This window comes from Roseovarius sp. Pro17 (assembly GCF_035599575.1).
GTDB lineage: Bacteria > Pseudomonadota > Alphaproteobacteria > Rhodobacterales > Rhodobacteraceae > Roseovarius.
The window spans coordinates 2886779-2903257 of record NZ_CP141179.1; the positions used below are offsets into that span (position 1 = coordinate 2886779).

At 62.6% G+C, this 16479-nt stretch carries 12 protein-coding genes; 4 read left to right on the plus strand and 8 right to left on the minus strand.

Translation table 11 applies throughout. The features are described from left to right. Positions 1–90: 90 nt before the first annotated feature. The 7 genes from U3654_RS14090 to U3654_RS14120 all read right to left on the minus strand — a co-directional run bounded on the left by U3654_RS14090 (position 91) and on the right by U3654_RS14120 (position 11770). Positions 91–4299: a translocation/assembly module TamB domain-containing protein gene (locus U3654_RS14090; RefSeq protein WP_324752179.1), complete on the minus strand. Its 4209-nt coding sequence runs from the start codon at positions 4297–4299 to the stop codon at positions 91–93. 5 nt (positions 4300–4304) lie between these two features. Continuing rightward, positions 4305–6122 carry an autotransporter assembly complex family protein gene (locus U3654_RS14095; protein ID WP_324752180.1) on the minus strand — a complete coding sequence of 606 codons (1818 nt, stop codon included), beginning with the start codon at positions 6120–6122 and terminating at the stop codon, positions 4305–4307. 242 nt (positions 6123–6364) lie between these two features. Continuing rightward, positions 6365–7201: an ABC transporter permease gene (locus U3654_RS14100; protein ID WP_324752181.1), complete on the minus strand. Its 837-nt coding sequence runs from the start codon at positions 7199–7201 to the stop codon at positions 6365–6367. Beyond that, positions 7198–8082: an ABC transporter permease gene (locus U3654_RS14105; RefSeq protein ID WP_324752182.1), complete on the minus strand. Its 885-nt coding sequence runs from the start codon at positions 8080–8082 to the stop codon at positions 7198–7200. The genes U3654_RS14100 and U3654_RS14105 overlap by 4 nt, the downstream gene beginning before the upstream one ends. A 4-nt stretch (positions 8083–8086) precedes the next feature. Continuing rightward, positions 8087–9184 (minus strand): ABC transporter ATP-binding protein, encoded by a 1098-nt coding sequence (locus U3654_RS14110; RefSeq protein ID WP_324752183.1) that lies wholly within the window; start codon positions 9182–9184, stop codon positions 8087–8089. Positions 9185–9268: 84 nt separating this feature from the next. Continuing rightward, positions 9269–10396 carry an ABC transporter substrate-binding protein gene (locus U3654_RS14115; RefSeq protein WP_324752184.1) on the minus strand — a complete coding sequence of 376 codons (1128 nt, stop codon included), beginning with the start codon at positions 10394–10396 and terminating at the stop codon, positions 9269–9271. A 36-nt stretch (positions 10397–10432) separates the two neighbouring features. Then, positions 10433–11770: a glutamine synthetase gene (locus tag U3654_RS14120; protein ID WP_324752185.1), complete on the minus strand. Its 1338-nt coding sequence runs from the start codon at positions 11768–11770 to the stop codon at positions 10433–10435. Positions 11771–11902: 132 nt separating this feature from the next. On the opposite strand from U3654_RS14120, the gene U3654_RS14125 reads away from it, so the two are divergent. Then, entirely contained in the window at positions 11903–12772 is an 870-nt protein-coding gene (locus U3654_RS14125) for a helix-turn-helix transcriptional regulator (RefSeq protein WP_324752186.1), read from the plus strand. Here the strand turns inward: U3654_RS14125 and U3654_RS14130 are convergent. Next, positions 12747–13658 carry an MBL fold metallo-hydrolase gene (locus U3654_RS14130; RefSeq protein WP_324752187.1) on the minus strand — a complete coding sequence of 304 codons (912 nt, stop codon included), beginning with the start codon at positions 13656–13658 and terminating at the stop codon, positions 12747–12749. The genes U3654_RS14125 and U3654_RS14130 overlap by 26 nt on opposite strands. Before the next feature lie 236 nt (positions 13659–13894). Here U3654_RS14130 and U3654_RS14135 point away from each other — a divergent pair, with 236 nt between their 5' ends. The 3 genes from U3654_RS14135 to U3654_RS14145 are packed head-to-tail and all read left to right on the plus strand — an operon-like array spanning position 13895 to position 16467. Further along, a complete protein-coding gene (locus tag U3654_RS14135) occupies positions 13895–15319 on the plus strand; it encodes a cytochrome ubiquinol oxidase subunit I (RefSeq protein WP_324752188.1) in 1425 nt (474 codons plus the stop codon). A 3-nt stretch (positions 15320–15322) separates the two neighbouring features. Next, positions 15323–16354 (plus strand): cytochrome d ubiquinol oxidase subunit II, encoded by a 1032-nt coding sequence (cydB, locus tag U3654_RS14140; protein WP_324752189.1) that lies wholly within the window; start codon positions 15323–15325, stop codon positions 16352–16354. Then, positions 16354–16467, plus strand: a complete 114-nt coding sequence (locus tag U3654_RS14145) for a DUF2474 domain-containing protein (RefSeq protein ID WP_324752190.1) — start codon at positions 16354–16356, stop codon at positions 16465–16467. Before cydB ends, U3654_RS14145 begins: the two co-directional genes overlap by 1 nt. Positions 16468–16479 lie beyond the last annotated feature (12 nt).

Here is a 16479-nt window from a genome sequence, read left to right on the forward strand (position 1 = left end):
TCGCCACAGGTTAGCCGATGGCAGGCAGTGCGCCAATACTTGCCGTTCGTCCGGGCAAGCCAAGCCGCGCAAACGATGCCTCAGTCAGCGTCAATAATCTTTCTCAAAGAATATACCCAAACCGCTGTCGCCGTCGGCGCCAAAGCTGCCCTTGGCCTTGAGCCTTTTGTTGATCTCAAGGTTCAGGTTGATCTGGCTCTGGCCATCGCTGTCCACTTCGACCTCGGAATAAAGATTGTCGGACAGGTACTTGCCCGCGCGCACCTCGGTCTGGTCGTCCGCGCCAGTGGTCACGTCCAGATTATCGAGGCCAAAGCCCTTGCGCAGCTTGCCAACAACGCCACCACCACCCTTGCCGGCCAGCGTCGCGACGGCCGATGCCAGTTGCAGCGCCTGAAAGGCTGAAATCTGACTGATGTCGCGCCCGAAAATCAGCTGCGAGACGACCTGATCCTCAGGCAGTTCCGGCTGCGAGGTAAAGGTGATCTCAGGCTCGTCCGCCGGGCCGTCGATGCCGATCAGCACCTGAATGTCACCGCTGGTGGTCTGTGCGACAAGGTGCAGGAACGGCACAAAACTGCCCTGCATCCGCAGATACCCTTCGGTCAGGTCCAGCCGTTTGCCCAACAGATCCAGTCGCCCCCGGATCAAATCGAATTGACCCTCGGGGATGACCTGCGCCGTGGTGCCGCGCAGGCGCAGCGCGCCGCCCAGTTCGGCGTCGAGGCCCCGCCCCCGGATAAAGATGCGCGCAGGCGCGTTGACCCGCACGTCAAGATCATAGGCCACCCCACCACCGTTGTCGGTGCCGGGGCCGCCATTGCCGCCGTTGTCTAGCATATCGGCAAAGGCGCGGGTGCGGCGCACGGCAGCGGGTTCGTTCACGTGGCGCAGGCCGGGCAGGTTCGCGCCCGACGCAATGGCCCCGCTGGGCACGCGCACGTTGACCTCGCCCAGATTGATCTGCCCGGCGATCTTCGCGCCGCCAGTCGCGGGCCCTCTAAAAGTGATGCGCCCGTTTGCTGTAGTCGTGTAGAGACCCGGATCGGTGATGCCGATATTCTTCAAATCGGCCGCTATATCGGCCTGATAGGGGGCGGTCAGGCCGATGCGCCCATTCGCCGCCAGCCTCCCGCCAGTGTTGACGCCCGCGCCGATATCTATCTGCGCAGCAGAACCGTCCAGACGGATGTTTGCGTTGATCCCCTCCAGCGCCAGCTTGACCTTGGGCAAGGCCAGCCCCGCGCCGCTGGTAGTGATCGTGCCGGTGACCGACGACAGCGCAGGCGGGCCGTTCACGCGCAGGCTGAACTGCGCGAGGCCAGACAGGCTGCGCGGGCTGATGAACGAATTGGCCAGCGCCAAAGGTGCGTTGCCATCGATACTGAGGTTCATTGTGCCGTCGTTGCCGACACGGCCGGAAACATCCGCCGCAATGCCCGCCGGGCCGGTTGCGTCCAGATCAACCACATAGCCGCTGCCATCGCCGCGGATCGTGCCGTTTGCGGTCGCGGGGCCGGGAATACCCGGCGCAAATAGCGCAACATTGGCCAGCCGCGCATCGATCGTCGCCGCCGAGGAGCCGTCGGTGCCAACCGTGCCTGATGCCTTGGCCGTCAATTGAGACGTATCCAGATCGGCCTGATTGATCGTCAGCGTACCGTCCGCGCCGCGCGCCACTTCGGCCTTGAGGCTGGAGCGGCCGCGCAGCAGTTGGTCGACCTGCGGGATCCCAATGGCGATACTGTCGCCGGTCACATCGACACTGGCCTCGGCGCTGCCATTGGCGGCGTAGAAACCCGTAGCATTGGCGTCGATCATCGGGGTTTTCACGTCCCCACGCTTGATCGTGATGGTGCCATCGGCGCTGCGAAGCGCCTCGATCTGCGCGCGCGAGTTGCCGCGCAGGATGCGGTCAACCTGCGGGATACCCACGGCAAGGTCATTGCCGGTGATGTCGGCCTTGCCCTGCGCAGTGCCATCGGCGCCCATGAAGCCCTCGACATCGGCGTCGATCATCGGCGTACTCAGCAAACCCTTGCTCAGCGTCAACCCGCCATCGGCGCTTCGCTGGGCTGAGATTTCCGCGCTGGAGGTGCCGCGCAGGATTGCATCGGCCTGCGCGATGCCAACGGCCAGATCCTGTCCGTTCATCACCAGATCCGCCTGCCCGCTGAGGTCCGAGACATTGCCCTTTGCGTCAACCACAACGCTGGCCGCACCACCCAGATCACGACCCGCAAGCGTGGAATAGGGCGCAAAGTCGCTGGCTACGGCGCTGGCGCGCAGATCGAACAGGCCCGGCTTGCCGCCGATTACGCTGACCGTGCCATCCGCCGTCAGCGTTGCCTCGCCGGGGCCGGAGGCGCCCGCGCGGATCGTCCAGACATCGCCGGATTGATCGGCATCGACATTCAATTTGGCCGGACCCTTGAGGCTGGGCTCAATCAGCGAAGCATCCTGCACGGTTAGCGCAAGGTCCGCCATGCTGGCACCGGTTATATAGGCACCGCTGGCGGTCAGATCGGTCGTGGGCGAAGTAACGCGCAGCTTGTCGAGAAACGTGCCGTCCTTGCCACGCCGCGCCGCGATATCCAGTTGCGTGCGACCCTTGAGCAGCGGATCGAGGCGCGGCTGACCTACAGCCAGATCCTGCGCACTGCCGGTCACCTTGGCCTCCATCGTGCCTTGGCTCGGCGTGATACCACCGTCGATTTGCAGCTGCGCAGCCCCTTTCAGTTCGGCGCCCGCAAGCCCTGCAAAGCGCGAAAGATCGGCGGCGTTCAATTTCACCGATGCAGTCGCGCGGGGGTCGATCGGCTTGCCCAGACCCATGATCGCGGCCTCGCCGGTCAGGTCATAGTCATCCCCTTTCACTGACAGTTCGCTGAGGCGAAAGGGGTCGCCTTCGGTCCAGTCGAACACGACGTTGCCACTCAGCGCCTCGCCCAGCGCGCCGGCCAGATCGGGGTCAGTTACCGCAAGGCCCGTCGCTGCCAGATCAAGCGCGCCGTCGACGCGGCCGGGCGCGCTGCCTTCGCCCTTGGCAATGGTGCCGCCGCCCTTGAGCGATGCGGTTTCCAAGGTGATATCCTCGCGCTCCAGCCCGGTGGCGGTCAGCGACAGTCGCCATTCCTCGCCCTCTGCCAGATCGTAGGTCAGGCTGAGGTCCACGTCGTCCAGTGTCGTCGGCTCGCCGCTCAGCGGCAGCAGGACCGGCGTTCCATCTTTCGAGGCCAGCCGCCCTGTCAGATCAAAGCGTTCGGGCCAGCCATCTGCGCCCAGTTGCAGGCTGCCGTCCAGCTTTAGCGCGTCAGCGCTCAACGACAATGTCTGGATACCAAGGCCGCCATCAACGGGCTTGGACCCCTTTACGACCAGCGCCATTTCGGGGCCAAAGAACGCGCGGTATTCAGGGGCAAAAACCGGCGCGATATCGCCACGGATATCGGCCGAAAAGCTGAGCGGTGCGCCCTCACCAGTCTCGGGATCGGTGGCCGGGGCGGCAATTTGAACCGCGCCGCCAAGGCGCCGCTCGCCATCGGTGTCCAGCGCGATCTGGGCTGTGAACTCATCCAGCGGCGCATCGCCCTGAACGGTCAGCTTGATCGACGGCGTGCCGGGAATGCCCATCAGCTTGGAGGCAATACCGCCCTCGTCCTCGGTCACGACCAGATCGATCGCCAGCACATGATCCGAATTTGCATAGCTGACGTCCAACGTTACCTCGTCATTCGCGCGGTCCAGCCGGGTGACGTCCAACTTGGCGTTGCCGGCGCCATCATCCAGTTGCAGCGATCCGGTCAGTGCAAGGCTGACCTCTTCGCCAAGGATCGGCGCGCCCAGCACGATCTTTTCTGCCGCGATCTCGTCGACGTTGATGGCAACGGGCAGGTCGGGTAAGGAGAATCCAGTGGCCTCGGCATCGGGGATTTCGACGGTATCGTCCGTCTTGGGCGTGCGAGGTAGCAATATCTCGCCCGCCGACAGCTTGGACACCTGAAGGCGGCCGCGCAGCAGGGCGAGGCGGCTCCAATCCAGCGTCACGTCCTTGAGCGTCAGCCAGATGCCATCATCATCCGCAATGGTCAGCAGGTCCAGCGACGCCTCGCTGCTGAGCGCGCCGCGAAACCCCTCGATGCGTACCGAGCGACCCGCAGACGACAGATTATCCTCAATGAAACCTTGCAGCAGGCCGCGGTCGTCCTCCTGAGCCGCCGCCAGTTGCGGCAGTGCGGTCAACAGCGTCAGGGCCAGTGCGAGAGTGTGAATGATGCGCAAGATGCGTGCCTTTTTCATATGTCTCAAAACGCCTGCCCGATGCCGATATAAATCTGCACGCCGTCGCCGGTGCTGCCGGTGACCGGCGTGGCGACGTCAAACCGGATGGGGCCGATGCCGGTTGCATAACGGATGCCGATTCCTGCGCCGCTGTGCCAGCGCCCGCTGTCGTTATAGATGCTCTCGGAGCCGATATAACCCACGTCAAAAAAGGCTACCGGGTCAAAATTTCCAGCAATGTCCAGCCTCACTTCCGCCGACGCACCCAGATAGCTGCGTCCACCGGTCAGGCCAGTGCCCTGAGGCACGCCGAGCGATTGATAGGGATGACCGCGCACGGTATTGCCGCCGCCAGAATAAAACAGGAAGTCCTGCGGTGTATCCACCAGACTTGAGCCCAGAATACTGCCGAATTGCAGCCGCGCGGCAAGGGTGAGCAAACCGCCCTCGTCGATCTGGCGATATCCGCGCCCGTCCAAAAGGATGCGGCCGCCTGAATCAGTGCCGTTCAGCGATACAAATGGCATCACCTCGGCCTGCGCGAAAAATCCCTTGGCCGGATCGAGCGGTTCATCGCGGCTGTCGTAGGTTGCCTTGAGCGGCATGAGCAGGTGGAAAAATTCGCGGCTGCCCAGCACGTCCTCTTCGTCGGTGTAACGAAAGCCCAAGCCCGCCTCGAGCGTTAATTGGTCCGTGACGATCCTGCTAAAGCCAAAGCCAAGTTCGACCGAGTCCGACAGATAGTTCGGCTCATCCTCGCGGGCGACCTTGCCGGTGATGAACAGCGTCGTATCTGCGCCAAAGGTCGCGGGCCGCTCAAAGCGCCCGGAAACCTCATAGTCGACGCCGCCATTGATGCCGCCCGTCTGGCTGCCCAAGCCGCTGATCGCGGCGTCAAAGCGCAAACGCTCGGCCCCGCCCAAGAGGTTGCGATGCAACCAGAACGTCGACAGCGTCACGCCCTCATTGCTCGACAGTTCGGCGCCAAAACCAAAGCGGCGCGGCTTTTCGTCGGCCACGTCCAGCTGGATATCCATGACGTCGCCTACGCGCAGATCTTCGGTTTCGGTCAGTGCAACCGACTTGAATGCACCAGTGCGGCGCAGACGCTTGGCTGATTTCTCCAGCTCTTCGGGGGAAAACCGTTCGCCCGTGGGCAGGCCTGCGATCTGGCGCAGACGTTCCGGGCGCACGGCGCTGTCCTTGACCTGCACCAGATTGCCAAAGGTGACGACCGGGCCGGGACGCAGCGCCAATTGGGCCAACAGCGTCCGCGTCTTGTGATCTGCTACAATGTTCTGACCGACCAATTCGGCCTTGGCACGACCGACGTCGCGCCAGCCTTCGATGCCCGCTTCCGCCGCCGCGCCGACGACGGGCGCGCGCGCCGGCTCGCCAGTGGCGAACTCCTTGGGCAATTCAGTGCCGGGGGCGATGGGGGCTACCTGCGCGGTCGAAAACGCAAAGATCGGGCCGGGAATGACCCGCACGACCACCTCACGCACGCCCGACGGCTTGGCAAAGGGCGACAGCCCACCCGCCTCGCGCCCGTCGACCGTGATGTTGATGACGCCGCTGTAATAGCCGTATTTATAGAGCACGCCCAGCAGCTGGGCATAGTCGGCATTGGCCGCTGCAATGATGTCTTGCGGATCGGTGCGCCCGTCCTCTTGGGCGGATTGAATCAGCGACGCGCCAATCAGAGTCTTGCGCAGATCCTTGTCATTGGCAGGGATTTCAAAGCGCAGGGTGTCCAGCGCGCCCGCCGCAGATCCAGCAAGCGCGAAAGAGGCAATAGCAACGACCTTTGGCAGATGAAATGCATCTGTTCTGAAACCCACGTGTGAATCCTCTTGTCGTTATTTACTGCGGCGCAAGGCAGCTTTTGGCGCAATCGTAGGCCATCAACACGTGAGCCGCCAGCAGGTTCCCAAACGTAATCGGACCGCAGGTGCAACAACGGTAATCCACGTCTGTCCCTTTGGCGCAGACGTGGTGGTAAGGCCCTATTTTCTCAGGGGATTAGGCGAATTAGTAAGACACGATGCCACTACCATCGAGCGAAATAAAAACACGCAAGGGTTTAGCTGTCCTTCCAACTGCCTGCCTGACGCTTGGCCGCGCGGCGGCGGAACCAGTCCGCAAAGGCCAGCAGCAACAGCGCCGGTACGAACGTGACCGTCGCCAGCGCCGGATAGACCGGGGACGAGCCGACAGCGATCCCGCTGAACACGAAGGTCGGCAGCGTGCGCGCGGTTCCGGCAAGGCTGTAGGTAACGTAGAAATTGCCCCATGACAGCAGGAACGCAAAGATCGCCGCCGACATGACGCCGGGCCAAATCAGCGGCAGTGTCACTTCGCGGAACACCTGCCAGCCATTCGCCCCCGCATCGCGCGCCGCATCCTCAAGCGTGTCGTCAAATCCGTGGACCTGCACCGCGATGATGATCAGCGCAAAGGGCGTGATATAGACGACATGCCCGATGATCGCCGTCCAAAGCGCGGGCGAGAAATCCAGCCAACCGCCCAGCACCGAGAACCACAGCAGCATCGCCACCCCCAGCAACAGCTGCGGAAACAGCAGCGGCGCAAAGCTGATCACCTGAAAGCTACGCTGAAAGCGAAAGCGCCAGCGCATCCATGCGATAGCGCCGCCGGTGCCGAGGACCGTGGCAATTGAGGTGGATACCCCCGCCAAGATGGCGGAATTGCCCAGCGCAGGCCAGAATTCACGCGAAGCGAACAGCGCGAAATACCAACGGATCGAGAAGCCCTCGATCGGAAAGCTGAGGAACCGGCTTTCGGAGAACGAGAACAGGATCAGGGTGAATATCGGGACGTAAAAGAACACCAGCACAGCCGCGACCGAGCCATAGAGGATCACGCCGGCAATGACGCCTTCGGTGCGATAGCCGATCATTCCGCGCCCTCCCCTGCAGTTGCAGTCTTGGACGCGCGCAGCGCTACCGCGCCCGCAATGGCCAGCGTGGCCGCGCCGATCACGATCACGACCAGCGTCAGCGCCGCGCCCAGCGGCCAATTCACCCGCGTCTCGAATGTCTGGCGGATCAGCTCGGCTGCCATGGGGGACGTGCCACCACCCATCACCTTCGGCTCTAGAAACACGCCCAGCGCCAGCACAAAGACGAGGATCCCGCCCGCAAATATGCCGGGCCGCGCCAGTGGCAGCGTCACCTCCCAGAATGTGCGAAAGCGGGACGCGCCCGCATCATAAGCAGCCAGCATCAGATCGCGGTCGATCCGTTTCATCGAAAGGTAGATGCAGAATATCGTGTAGGGCAGCAGGTTATAGACCATGCCCAGCATCGTCGCGGTTGGCGTAAACAGAATATCGGTCGCCTCTGTGCCAAAGCCGAGCGCAGCCAGCGCGCCGTTCATAATGCCAGTGCGATCCAGAAACAGCACCCAGCCAAAGGTTTTCAGCACCGCGTCGGTGAGAAAGGCAAAGACGATGAGGATCGTGATGTGGTTCTCAAGCGTGCGCACGCGATGCACCATCGCATAGGCCACCGGCAGGCTGATGAGGATGCAGAGCACGACGCAGATCAGCGCCATGGTCAACGTGCGGATCAGGATCGACCAATAATGCCAGTGGGTAAATACATCGACCCATGTGTCGCTGCTCCACGTCCAGATCAGGCGGTAATATTGCGTCCCCTGAAAGCTGAGCAGCGCGGTCATCACCAGCGGGACGAGAAAAAAGAACGCCATGATCGCGGTCAGCGGCAGCGTGGCCAGCAACAGACTGGGATCGCTCAGGCGTTTGCGGGTTATGCGCATCGCCCTAATACTCGCCCAAAAGGTAGAGATCACTGCGCGCAAAACTCAGCCAAACACGCTGTGCGACATCCGCAGGCGGGATAGCGGTGCCAAGGACATCGACGATCATTGGCTCACGCACCCCGTCCACCGTGATGCGGTATTGGATCGACGCGCCCTTGATAAAGAATTCCTCGACCTGTCCTGTCATGATGCAGGTGTCATTGCCCGGCTTGGCATCCTTAATATGCATCGTGATCAGTTCTGGGCGGATCATCAGCAAACCGGTGCTGCCCGCGTGCGAGGGGCTGAACTGAGCCTCCTCCAGCATAGGCGCGGCACATTTCAGCACAGGGTTGGCAAAGGCGGCACCGTCGATCTGCACCGGGATCAGGTTTGTCTCGCCGATGAACCCAGCGACGAAGGCATCGGCGGGGCGATAGTAGATATCCGAGGGCGAGCCGTTTTGCAGGATGCGTCCCTTGCGCATGACGCAGATGCGGTCGGCCAGCATCATCGCCTCTTCCAGATCGTGGGTGACGTGGACGAAACTGGTGCCGATCGTGCGGTGCAGATGCTTGATCTCGGTTTGCAGAACCTTCTTTAGCTTGACGTCCAGCGCGCTCAGCGGCTCGTCCAGCAGCAGAACGCTGGGGCGCGATATCATCGACCGGGCCAGCGCCACGCGCTGCTGTTCACCGCCCGATAGCTGGGCAGGATAGCGGCTGGCATAGCTTTCGGGCAGGTGCATCAGATCCATCATCTCGGCGATGCGGGCGTCCTGTTCGGCCATGTCCACCTTGGCCAGCTTCAGCGGAAAGGCGATGTTGTCGCGCACACTCTTGTGGGGAAAAAGGGCCAGTTTCTGGAATACCATTCGCGTCGGCCGCTGCGACGGGGGCAGGCCGACGACCGACTTGCCTTGGATCTCGAGCTTGCCCTTGGTTGGCTGCTCGAACCCGGCGAGGATTTTCAGCAATGACGTCTTGCCGCAGCCTGACGGGCCGACAAGGGCGACGAATTCGCCATCCATCACCTGTAGCGAGATGTCGAAAAGCGCCTGAAAGCTCTCGTAGAACTTGTCGATGCCAGATGCGTCGATGATGGGGGCTGCGTCGGTCACTGGGTCACTCACTGGCGGGCTGTCTCCGGCTCTCTGTTATTGTGGACACCCACCCGGCCAATCGGACCGGATGGGCGCGGCGCATCAGTTGGACGCGGCCAACTCTTCCTGAAAGATGGCGAGCATGTCGTCAATATTGGGCGCGACCGAGTGGAAGTGGCTCTTGTCCCACGCCTCCCACATGTAGTCCATTTGCAGGGCCGCCTTCTGCTCATCCGTGAACTTGTCCTCGGCGGCCTGGTTCGGGACGAGGTTGCAGGTCGCCTCGGTCCATGCCAACTCGACCGCGACATCGGGCGACACCAGATGCTTGACCAACTTCTTGGACAGATCGGGGTTGTCGGTGTCCTTGAGGATACCGGTCGCCTCCATCCAGATGATACCTTGCTTCAGGCCATCCTTCGGTTCGGGCACGATCGACAGGATGTGGTCCTGCCCGTCCTTGCGCAGCGCCGAGGTACAATAGCTACCGCCGCCGATCAGTGCGCGGAACGAACCGTCCATCAGTCCCTTTTGAGCGACCGAAAGATCACCCACCAGAGCGCGCGTATTCTTGAACAGCGCGCGCAGGACCATGCGGATTTCCTTCAGCTCGGCATCGCCCAGCTCTTGGTAGGGGTCGATCCCGGCGTGCAGGGCCATTGGCATGATCGGCCAGTCGCCCCAATCCAGCACGCAGATCTTGTCGCGATAGGCCGGATCAAAGCACGGATCGTAGCTGGCCCAGGTTTCGACCTTGTCGAACTTGGTGTTGACGGTCGGGCCGACCCAGCCCCAGCGCGTGGGCAGGCCAGTCGTTTGGCCTTCGTATTGCAGCGGCGTAAACGGCGCGCGGAACTGCGGATAGAATTCCTCGTAGACGTCGGCGAATTCGGCGTCGTCCAGATACTGGCAGATGCCCGCAGGCCCCATACGCGCGATCCATGGGCTGTCCGACGACACGACGTCGAAATCGCGATACCCGCCTGCCGCCAGCTTGGCAAAGCCGCCTGCGCTGTCGGTGATCAGATCAATCGCCACGTTAGCGTCGTTGGCCGCCTCGAACGGATCAATGATGCTGGGTTTGTCATAGCCCTCCCAGCACATGAATCGCATATCGGTTGCCGCGTGTGCACGGCTACCGATGCCGCCCATCGCCGCCGCGCCAAGTGCCGCCGCCCCGCCGCGCAGCACGCTGCGGCGATCGGTCAGATGTTTCTTGGAAAATGTCATTTCGGTTCTCTCCCTGTTTATTATTACGGGCCGGACTCAGACCACTTCCAGATAGCGCTCCAGCTCCCATGCGCCGACCTGGCGGTTATGCGCGGCCACCTCGTAGCGGCGCAGCTTGACGAAAGTGTCGATGAAATCGTCGCCAAATATCTCGCGCGCCGCCTTTGACGCCTCCAGCCGGTCCGCCGCCTCGTCCAGAGTGCGCGGCAGGCGCAGCGCCTCGGGGGCATCCACGGCGTAGCAATCCCCAGCCTCAGGCGCGGGCGGCTCTATGCCATTCTCGATACCATACATCCCCGCGCCAAGGCACATCGCATAGGCGGCAAAGGGGTTCGTATCGGCGGCAGGCACGCGGAATTCGATGCGCGTCGCGGCGTGATCGTCGGTGATGACGCGCAGCGCCGCGGTGCGGTTCTGAATGCCCCAACTGGACCATGTGGGCGCCCATGCACCCGGCACCATGCGTTTGTAGGCGTTGATTGTGTGGCTGCACAGCGCCAGCATTTCGGGCATCAGCGTGACAATACCGCCGATGAAATGGCGCGCGGTTTCGCTGAGGCCATCCTTGGCATCGGGGTCTGCGAAGGCAGGCGCGCCGTCCTTGCGCAGTGACATATGCAGGTGGCCGGACTGACCGGGCAGATCGGGCGACAGCTTGGCCATGAAGGCCGCTGTCAGGCCGTTGCGCAGGAAAAACGCCTTGGCAAAGTTTTTAAAGAGGGCGGCATCGTCGGCGGCGCGCAACCCTTCGGCGTGCAGCAGCGGCGCCTCGAAAAACCCCGGCCCCAGTTCGGTATGCATGGCGTCCAGAGTGATGCCGAGGCGGGTCATCATGGCCTCGAAATCGGCCAGCAGATCATGGTGCAACGCCTCTGTCTGCAATGAATAAGTGCGGTTGCCCTCGGCGAAATGGTCAAGGCCGCGATATCCCTTTTTGCGCAGGCTTCGCGGGGTTTCATCCATCACGGTAAACTCAAATTCGAATGCCGCATGGACGCTGAAACCGGCGTTGGCCGCCCGGTCCACCATCGCTTGCGCCTGATACCGTGCGCTTTTCGCGCCAAAGGGGGCCACAAAGTCGGAAATCGCCAGCGCGTCGTTTTCGGCAAAGGGATAGGCGCGCATCGAGTCGGGATCAATGGCGGTGGGCCGGTCGATGAACGCGCCCGTCTCCTGCGGTTCTTCGTTGGTGTCCCAGCTATAGAGGACGTCGCAGAACGGCCCGCCTGTCTTGGCCAGCTTGGCCGCCTTGGCGCCGCTGACCTTCTTGTGACGGAACACGCCATTGGCGTCAAAGATGCCGATATGTACGTTGTCGGGGGATGCAGGCGCGCCCTGCCCTGCCGTCTGACTCTGTTGTTCTTTTTTCGCCACGTATGCCCTGTCCGGCCCACCGCAATGCGGCATCTGGTTAATTCCTGACGACGAGGTTAGGCTGAAGCGCTCAATCCGCCCAATAACCCCAAAGGATTATAGGCCCGCCGCCGGACCGCAAACGCAAATGACATGACGACAATTGATAGAAACACTTGCGATATCGGCAATCTGGCCGCCGATCTGGCGCATGTGGTCGATGCCATCGGCACGCCGGATTTCATGGACGTGTTGACACGCGCGATGCGGCGCGCGGTGCCTTTCGACAACGCGATGCTCTTTGCCTACAAAGAGGGCGAGCGCCCGCGCGGCCCCTATACCGACATAGCCGAGCCTGCCGAGGCGCGGATCGTCGTCGATCAATATCTGCTGGGGCCGTTCCTGCTGGACCCGTTCTATAGCGAGGTGCAGCAGGGGCGCACCGGCGGGCTGGCCTGCCTAGGGGATATCGCACCGGACGAGTTTTTTGCCTCGGAATATTACGAGCAGCATTATCGCCGCACACGCATCACTGACGAGGCGGGGATTTTCCTGGCCGTGCCGGATGGCGCGGTGCTGGTCTACAGCGTTACGCGCCGCCATGGCGGGCCGGCCTTTGCGCCGGGCGAGGTGGCGTGGCTGCGCGCCCTTGCGCCGCTGGTCTCGGCGCTGGCGCGGCGGCATTGGGCGGGGGTCGATCTGGGCTTTGGCAGCGCTGCCGGGGCAGGCAACGCGCCCGATCCCATCGCCGCTGCACTGGCCGCACTGGGCGAAAACGTCCTGTCCCAGCGTCAGCGGCAGGTCGTGGCGCTGGTGCTGAAGGGCCATTCGACCGAGGCAATCGCGCTGAAGCTGGAGATCAGCGCCGACACGGTCAAGGTCCACCGCCGCCACGCCTATGCCAAGTTGGGCATCTCGTCACAGGCTGAACTGTTCGCGATGTTTCTGGACCTGTTGTCGCGGATCGTCGCGCCGGGGGGCGAGCGGCAGACCCCGCTTAAAAGCGGTTCACCGGCAGTTTGAGATAGCTGTGCCCATCATCCTCGGTCTGCGGCAGGCGACCGCCGCGCAGGTTGATCTGTAACGCCGCCAGCATCCGATCGGGCAGCGACAATGTCTTGTCGCGATCCTCGCGGGTCCGGACGTAATCGCCCTTTTGCGTGCCGGCCTTTACATGCTTGTTCTCGGCCTTGTGGCGCGTGACGCTCGCCTCCCATTCCGGCTGGTCCCGGCCCGGCGCGCCGTAATCATGCCCAACAAAGAGGCGCGTGGCATCATCCAGCGCAAGGAGGTCTTGGATCGACTCCCACAACTGACCGGCCGAACCGCCGGGAAAATCAGCGCGGCTGGTGCCCGAATCCGGCATCATCAGCGTGTCATGGACAAACCCCGCATCGCCACAGATATAGCTGATCGATCCCAGCGTATGACCGGGCGACAACATCACGCGCGCCTCCAGATTACCGATGGCAAAGCTGTCGCCGTCCTCGAAAAGCCGGTCAAAATCTGCCTCGGGGTGAAACGCGCCGGGCGTGTTGTAGATCCCCTCCCACAGCCGGGCAATTTCGCTGACCTTGGCGCCGATACCCGTGGGCACGCCTATACGCTTCTTTAGTTCTGCCGAGGCCATGAGGTGGTCAGCATGGGGGTGAGTATCGAGGATCCACTGAACCTCCAGCCCCTCCTGCGCGACCAGCGCCAGAACCTGATCCATGCTTTGCGTATCCGTGGCAAAGCTGCGCGGATCAAAGTTCCAGACCACGTCAATCAAAGCGGCAGAGCGCGTTTGCGGGCAGGCGCAGATATACTGGATCGAGCCTGTGTCAGGCTCGTAGATACCCCACACATTTGGGCTGTTCGGCCCGGTGGACGGCGAATGACGGGTGACAGCTTGCTTTGACTGGCTCATGACCGGGACACTCCTTGTCGGTGATACGGGCGGGCTACGTGCCTTGTCTGGCATAAAACGCGGCAGGGTCCAACTGATAGCACGTCGGCTATTTGCACCGCCAATCACCGGCGCACGCCGCCAGCCCAGTCGCAGGCTATGCGCGGCCCTATGCCGCGTCCCTCAGGCGTGCCGCGCCCTTGCCCTCTAACGGCCCGGAGACTAAGTCGTGACCCAAGATCATAGCGAGGTATCCCATGCTCGGATCGTTCGATGCCGTGCTGCTGGCGCGAATCCAGTTCGCATTTACTGTCTCATTCCACTTCCTGTTTCCGGCCTTCACCATTGGATTGGCCAGCTATCTGGCGGTCCTGAACGGTCTGTGGCTGTGGACCCGCGAGCAGAAATACCTCGACCTTTTCCGCTATTGGATCAAGATTTTTGCCCTCGCGTTCGCCATGGGCGTCGTGTCGGGCATCGTCATGTCCTATCAGTTCGGCACCAACTGGTCGGTCTTTTCCGACAAGGCCGGGCCGGTGATCGGCGGGCTGATGGCGTATGAGGTGATGTCTGCCTTCTTTCTCGAGGCTGGGTTTCTGGGGATCATGCTGTTCGGGCGCGAGAAGGTCGGTAATGGGCTGCACATGGGTGCCTGCCTCGCGGTCGCCTTTGGCACGTTCCTGTCCGCGTTCTGGATCATCAGCGCCAATAGCTGGATGCATACGCCCGTCGGGTTTGAAATCGACGCGCAGACCGGGCAATTCATGCCGCTGGATTTCTGGCAGATCGTGTTCAACCCGTCGTTCCCCTACCGCCTCGCACACACGGTGACGGCGGCCTATCTGACCACCGCCTTCGTCATCGGCGGTGTTGCCGCCTATCACCTGCTCGCGGCCCGCAAGCGCCGCGAGCATGCCAGTGCGGCCACGCGCACGATGTTTTCGATGGCGATGTGGATGGCGGCGATCGTGGCACCGGTGCAGATTTTCCTCGGGGATCAGCACGGGCTGAACACGCTTGAGCATCAGCCAGCCAAGGTCATGGCAATGGAGGGCCATTACGAGAGCCATGAGGGCGGCGCGCCGCTCTACCTTTTTGGCATCCCCAACGATCGGACGCAGACGCTGGATTATGCCATCGGCATCCCCAAGCTGTCGTCGTTGATCCTCAAGCATGACCTGAACGCGCCGTTGGCGGGACTCGACACTATTCCCGACGCAGATCAACCGCCTGTCTTCATCGTCTTCTGGGCGTTCCGGATCATGATCGCGCTGGGCTTTGCCATGATGGGGATTGGGCTGTGGTCGCTATGGGCGCGCTGGCGCGGGCGGCTATACGAGGCACCGTGGCTGCACCGCGCGGCACTGGCGATGGCACCATCGGGCCTGATCGCGGTGCTGGCCGGATGGGTCACGACCGAGGTGGGTCGCCAGCCCTTTACCGTCTATGGTCTGCTGCGCACCGCGGCCAGCGCCGCACCGCTGGCCGCGCCTGCGGTTGGTGCGTCACTCGTCGCGTTCATCGTGATCTACTTTGCCGTCTTTGGCGCTGGCACCTACTATATCCTGCGCCTGATGTCCCACTCGCCCGATTCAGGCGAGCCGCGCCTCAAGGACACGAGCGCGGCGCCGACCCGCACCGCAGTGGCTGCCGCGCCCCAATCCGCCAAAACGGAGGACTAAGCCATGCCCATCACAGAAGGCTTTTCGCTGGACCTGACGACGATCTGGGCGTTTCTCATCGCCTTTTCGGTGCTGGTCTACGTCATCCTCGACGGGTTTGACCTGGGACTGGGAATGCTGTTCGCAACCGAGCGAAACCGCGGCGACCGAGACACCATAATGAACTCGGTCGCGCCGGTCTGGGACGGGAACGAGACATGGCTGGTGCTGGGCGGCGGAGGTCTAATGGCCGCATTCCCGCTGGCTTATGCGCTGATCTTGCCCGCACTCTATGCGCCGATTATCGCGATGCTGCTGGCGCTGATCTTTCGCGGGGTCGCGTTCGAATTTCGCTGGCGGTCCGAGCGGAGGCGCTGGGCGTGGGACGCCGCCTTTATCGGCGGTTCGGCGGTGGCCGCGCTATCGCAGGGCATCGCGCTTGGCGCCTTGCTGCAAGGCATCCAGATCGACAAGGTCGCGCGCGCCTACTCGGGCGGTTGGTGGGACTGGGCGACGCCCTTTTCGCTGACGGTCGGTGTCGGCGTCATGATCGGCTACATGTTGCTGGGCGCGACGTGGTTGGTCGCCAAGACCACCGGCGAATTGCAAGAGCGGATGCGCACGCGCGCATGGCCGCTGGGTGTTGCCACGCTGGTCTTTATCGCGGTGGTCAGCCTCTGGACGCCGTTTTTGCAGGAAGGCTATTACAGCCGCTGGTTCGAGGGATGGAACATCGCGCTGGCGGTGGGGGTCGGCGGGGCAGTGGCGATCATCGGGGCGCTGATGTTTCGTTCGCTAACGGTCCACCGGCATGAATACATGCCCTTCGTTCTGGCGCTGGCGCTGTTCACGCTGTGCTTTGTGGGCCTCGGCGTGTCGATGTTTCCCTATATCGTGCCGATCGAGGTCACGATCTACGAGGCGGCAGCCCCTGCGCGCAGCCAGATATTCATGCTGGTCGGCGCGGCGTTTCTGCTGCCGATAATACTGGCCTACACCGCCTATGCCTACTGGGTGTTTCGGGGCAAGATCGACCCGGAACAGGGCTATCACTAGTGCCCGCGCCGCGCGCCCTGTGGAAGCGTCTGTGCTGGTTCGTCGCCATCTGGGCCGCCTCCATCACCGCACTGGGGGTGGTGGCCTACGGAATCAAACTGTTTCTGGTCTAGATGCCGCAAGAA

Bases quoted from the DNA above. Each gene is read 5' to 3' on its own strand.
- U3654_RS14090 (WP_324752179.1), bottom strand. From the start codon at position 4,299: ATGAAAAAGGCACGCATCTTGCGCATCATTCACACTCTCGCACTGGCC.
- U3654_RS14100 (WP_324752181.1), bottom strand. From the start codon at position 7,201: ATGATCGGCTATCGCACCGAAGGCGTCATTGCCGGCGTGATCCTCTAT.
- U3654_RS14105 (WP_324752182.1), bottom strand. From the start codon at position 8,082: ATGCGCATAACCCGCAAACGCCTGAGCGATCCCAGTCTGTTGCTGGCC.
- U3654_RS14115 (WP_324752184.1), bottom strand. From the start codon at position 10,396: ATGACATTTTCCAAGAAACATCTGACCGATCGCCGCAGCGTGCTGCGC.
- U3654_RS14125 (WP_324752186.1), top strand. From the start codon at position 11,903: ATGACGACAATTGATAGAAACACTTGCGATATCGGCAATCTGGCCGCC.
- U3654_RS14130 (WP_324752187.1), bottom strand. From the start codon at position 13,658: ATGAGCCAGTCAAAGCAAGCTGTCACCCGTCATTCGCCGTCCACCGGG.
- U3654_RS14135 (WP_324752188.1), top strand. From the start codon at position 13,895: ATGCTCGGATCGTTCGATGCCGTGCTGCTGGCGCGAATCCAGTTCGCA.
- cydB (WP_324752189.1), top strand. From the start codon at position 15,323: ATGCCCATCACAGAAGGCTTTTCGCTGGACCTGACGACGATCTGGGCG.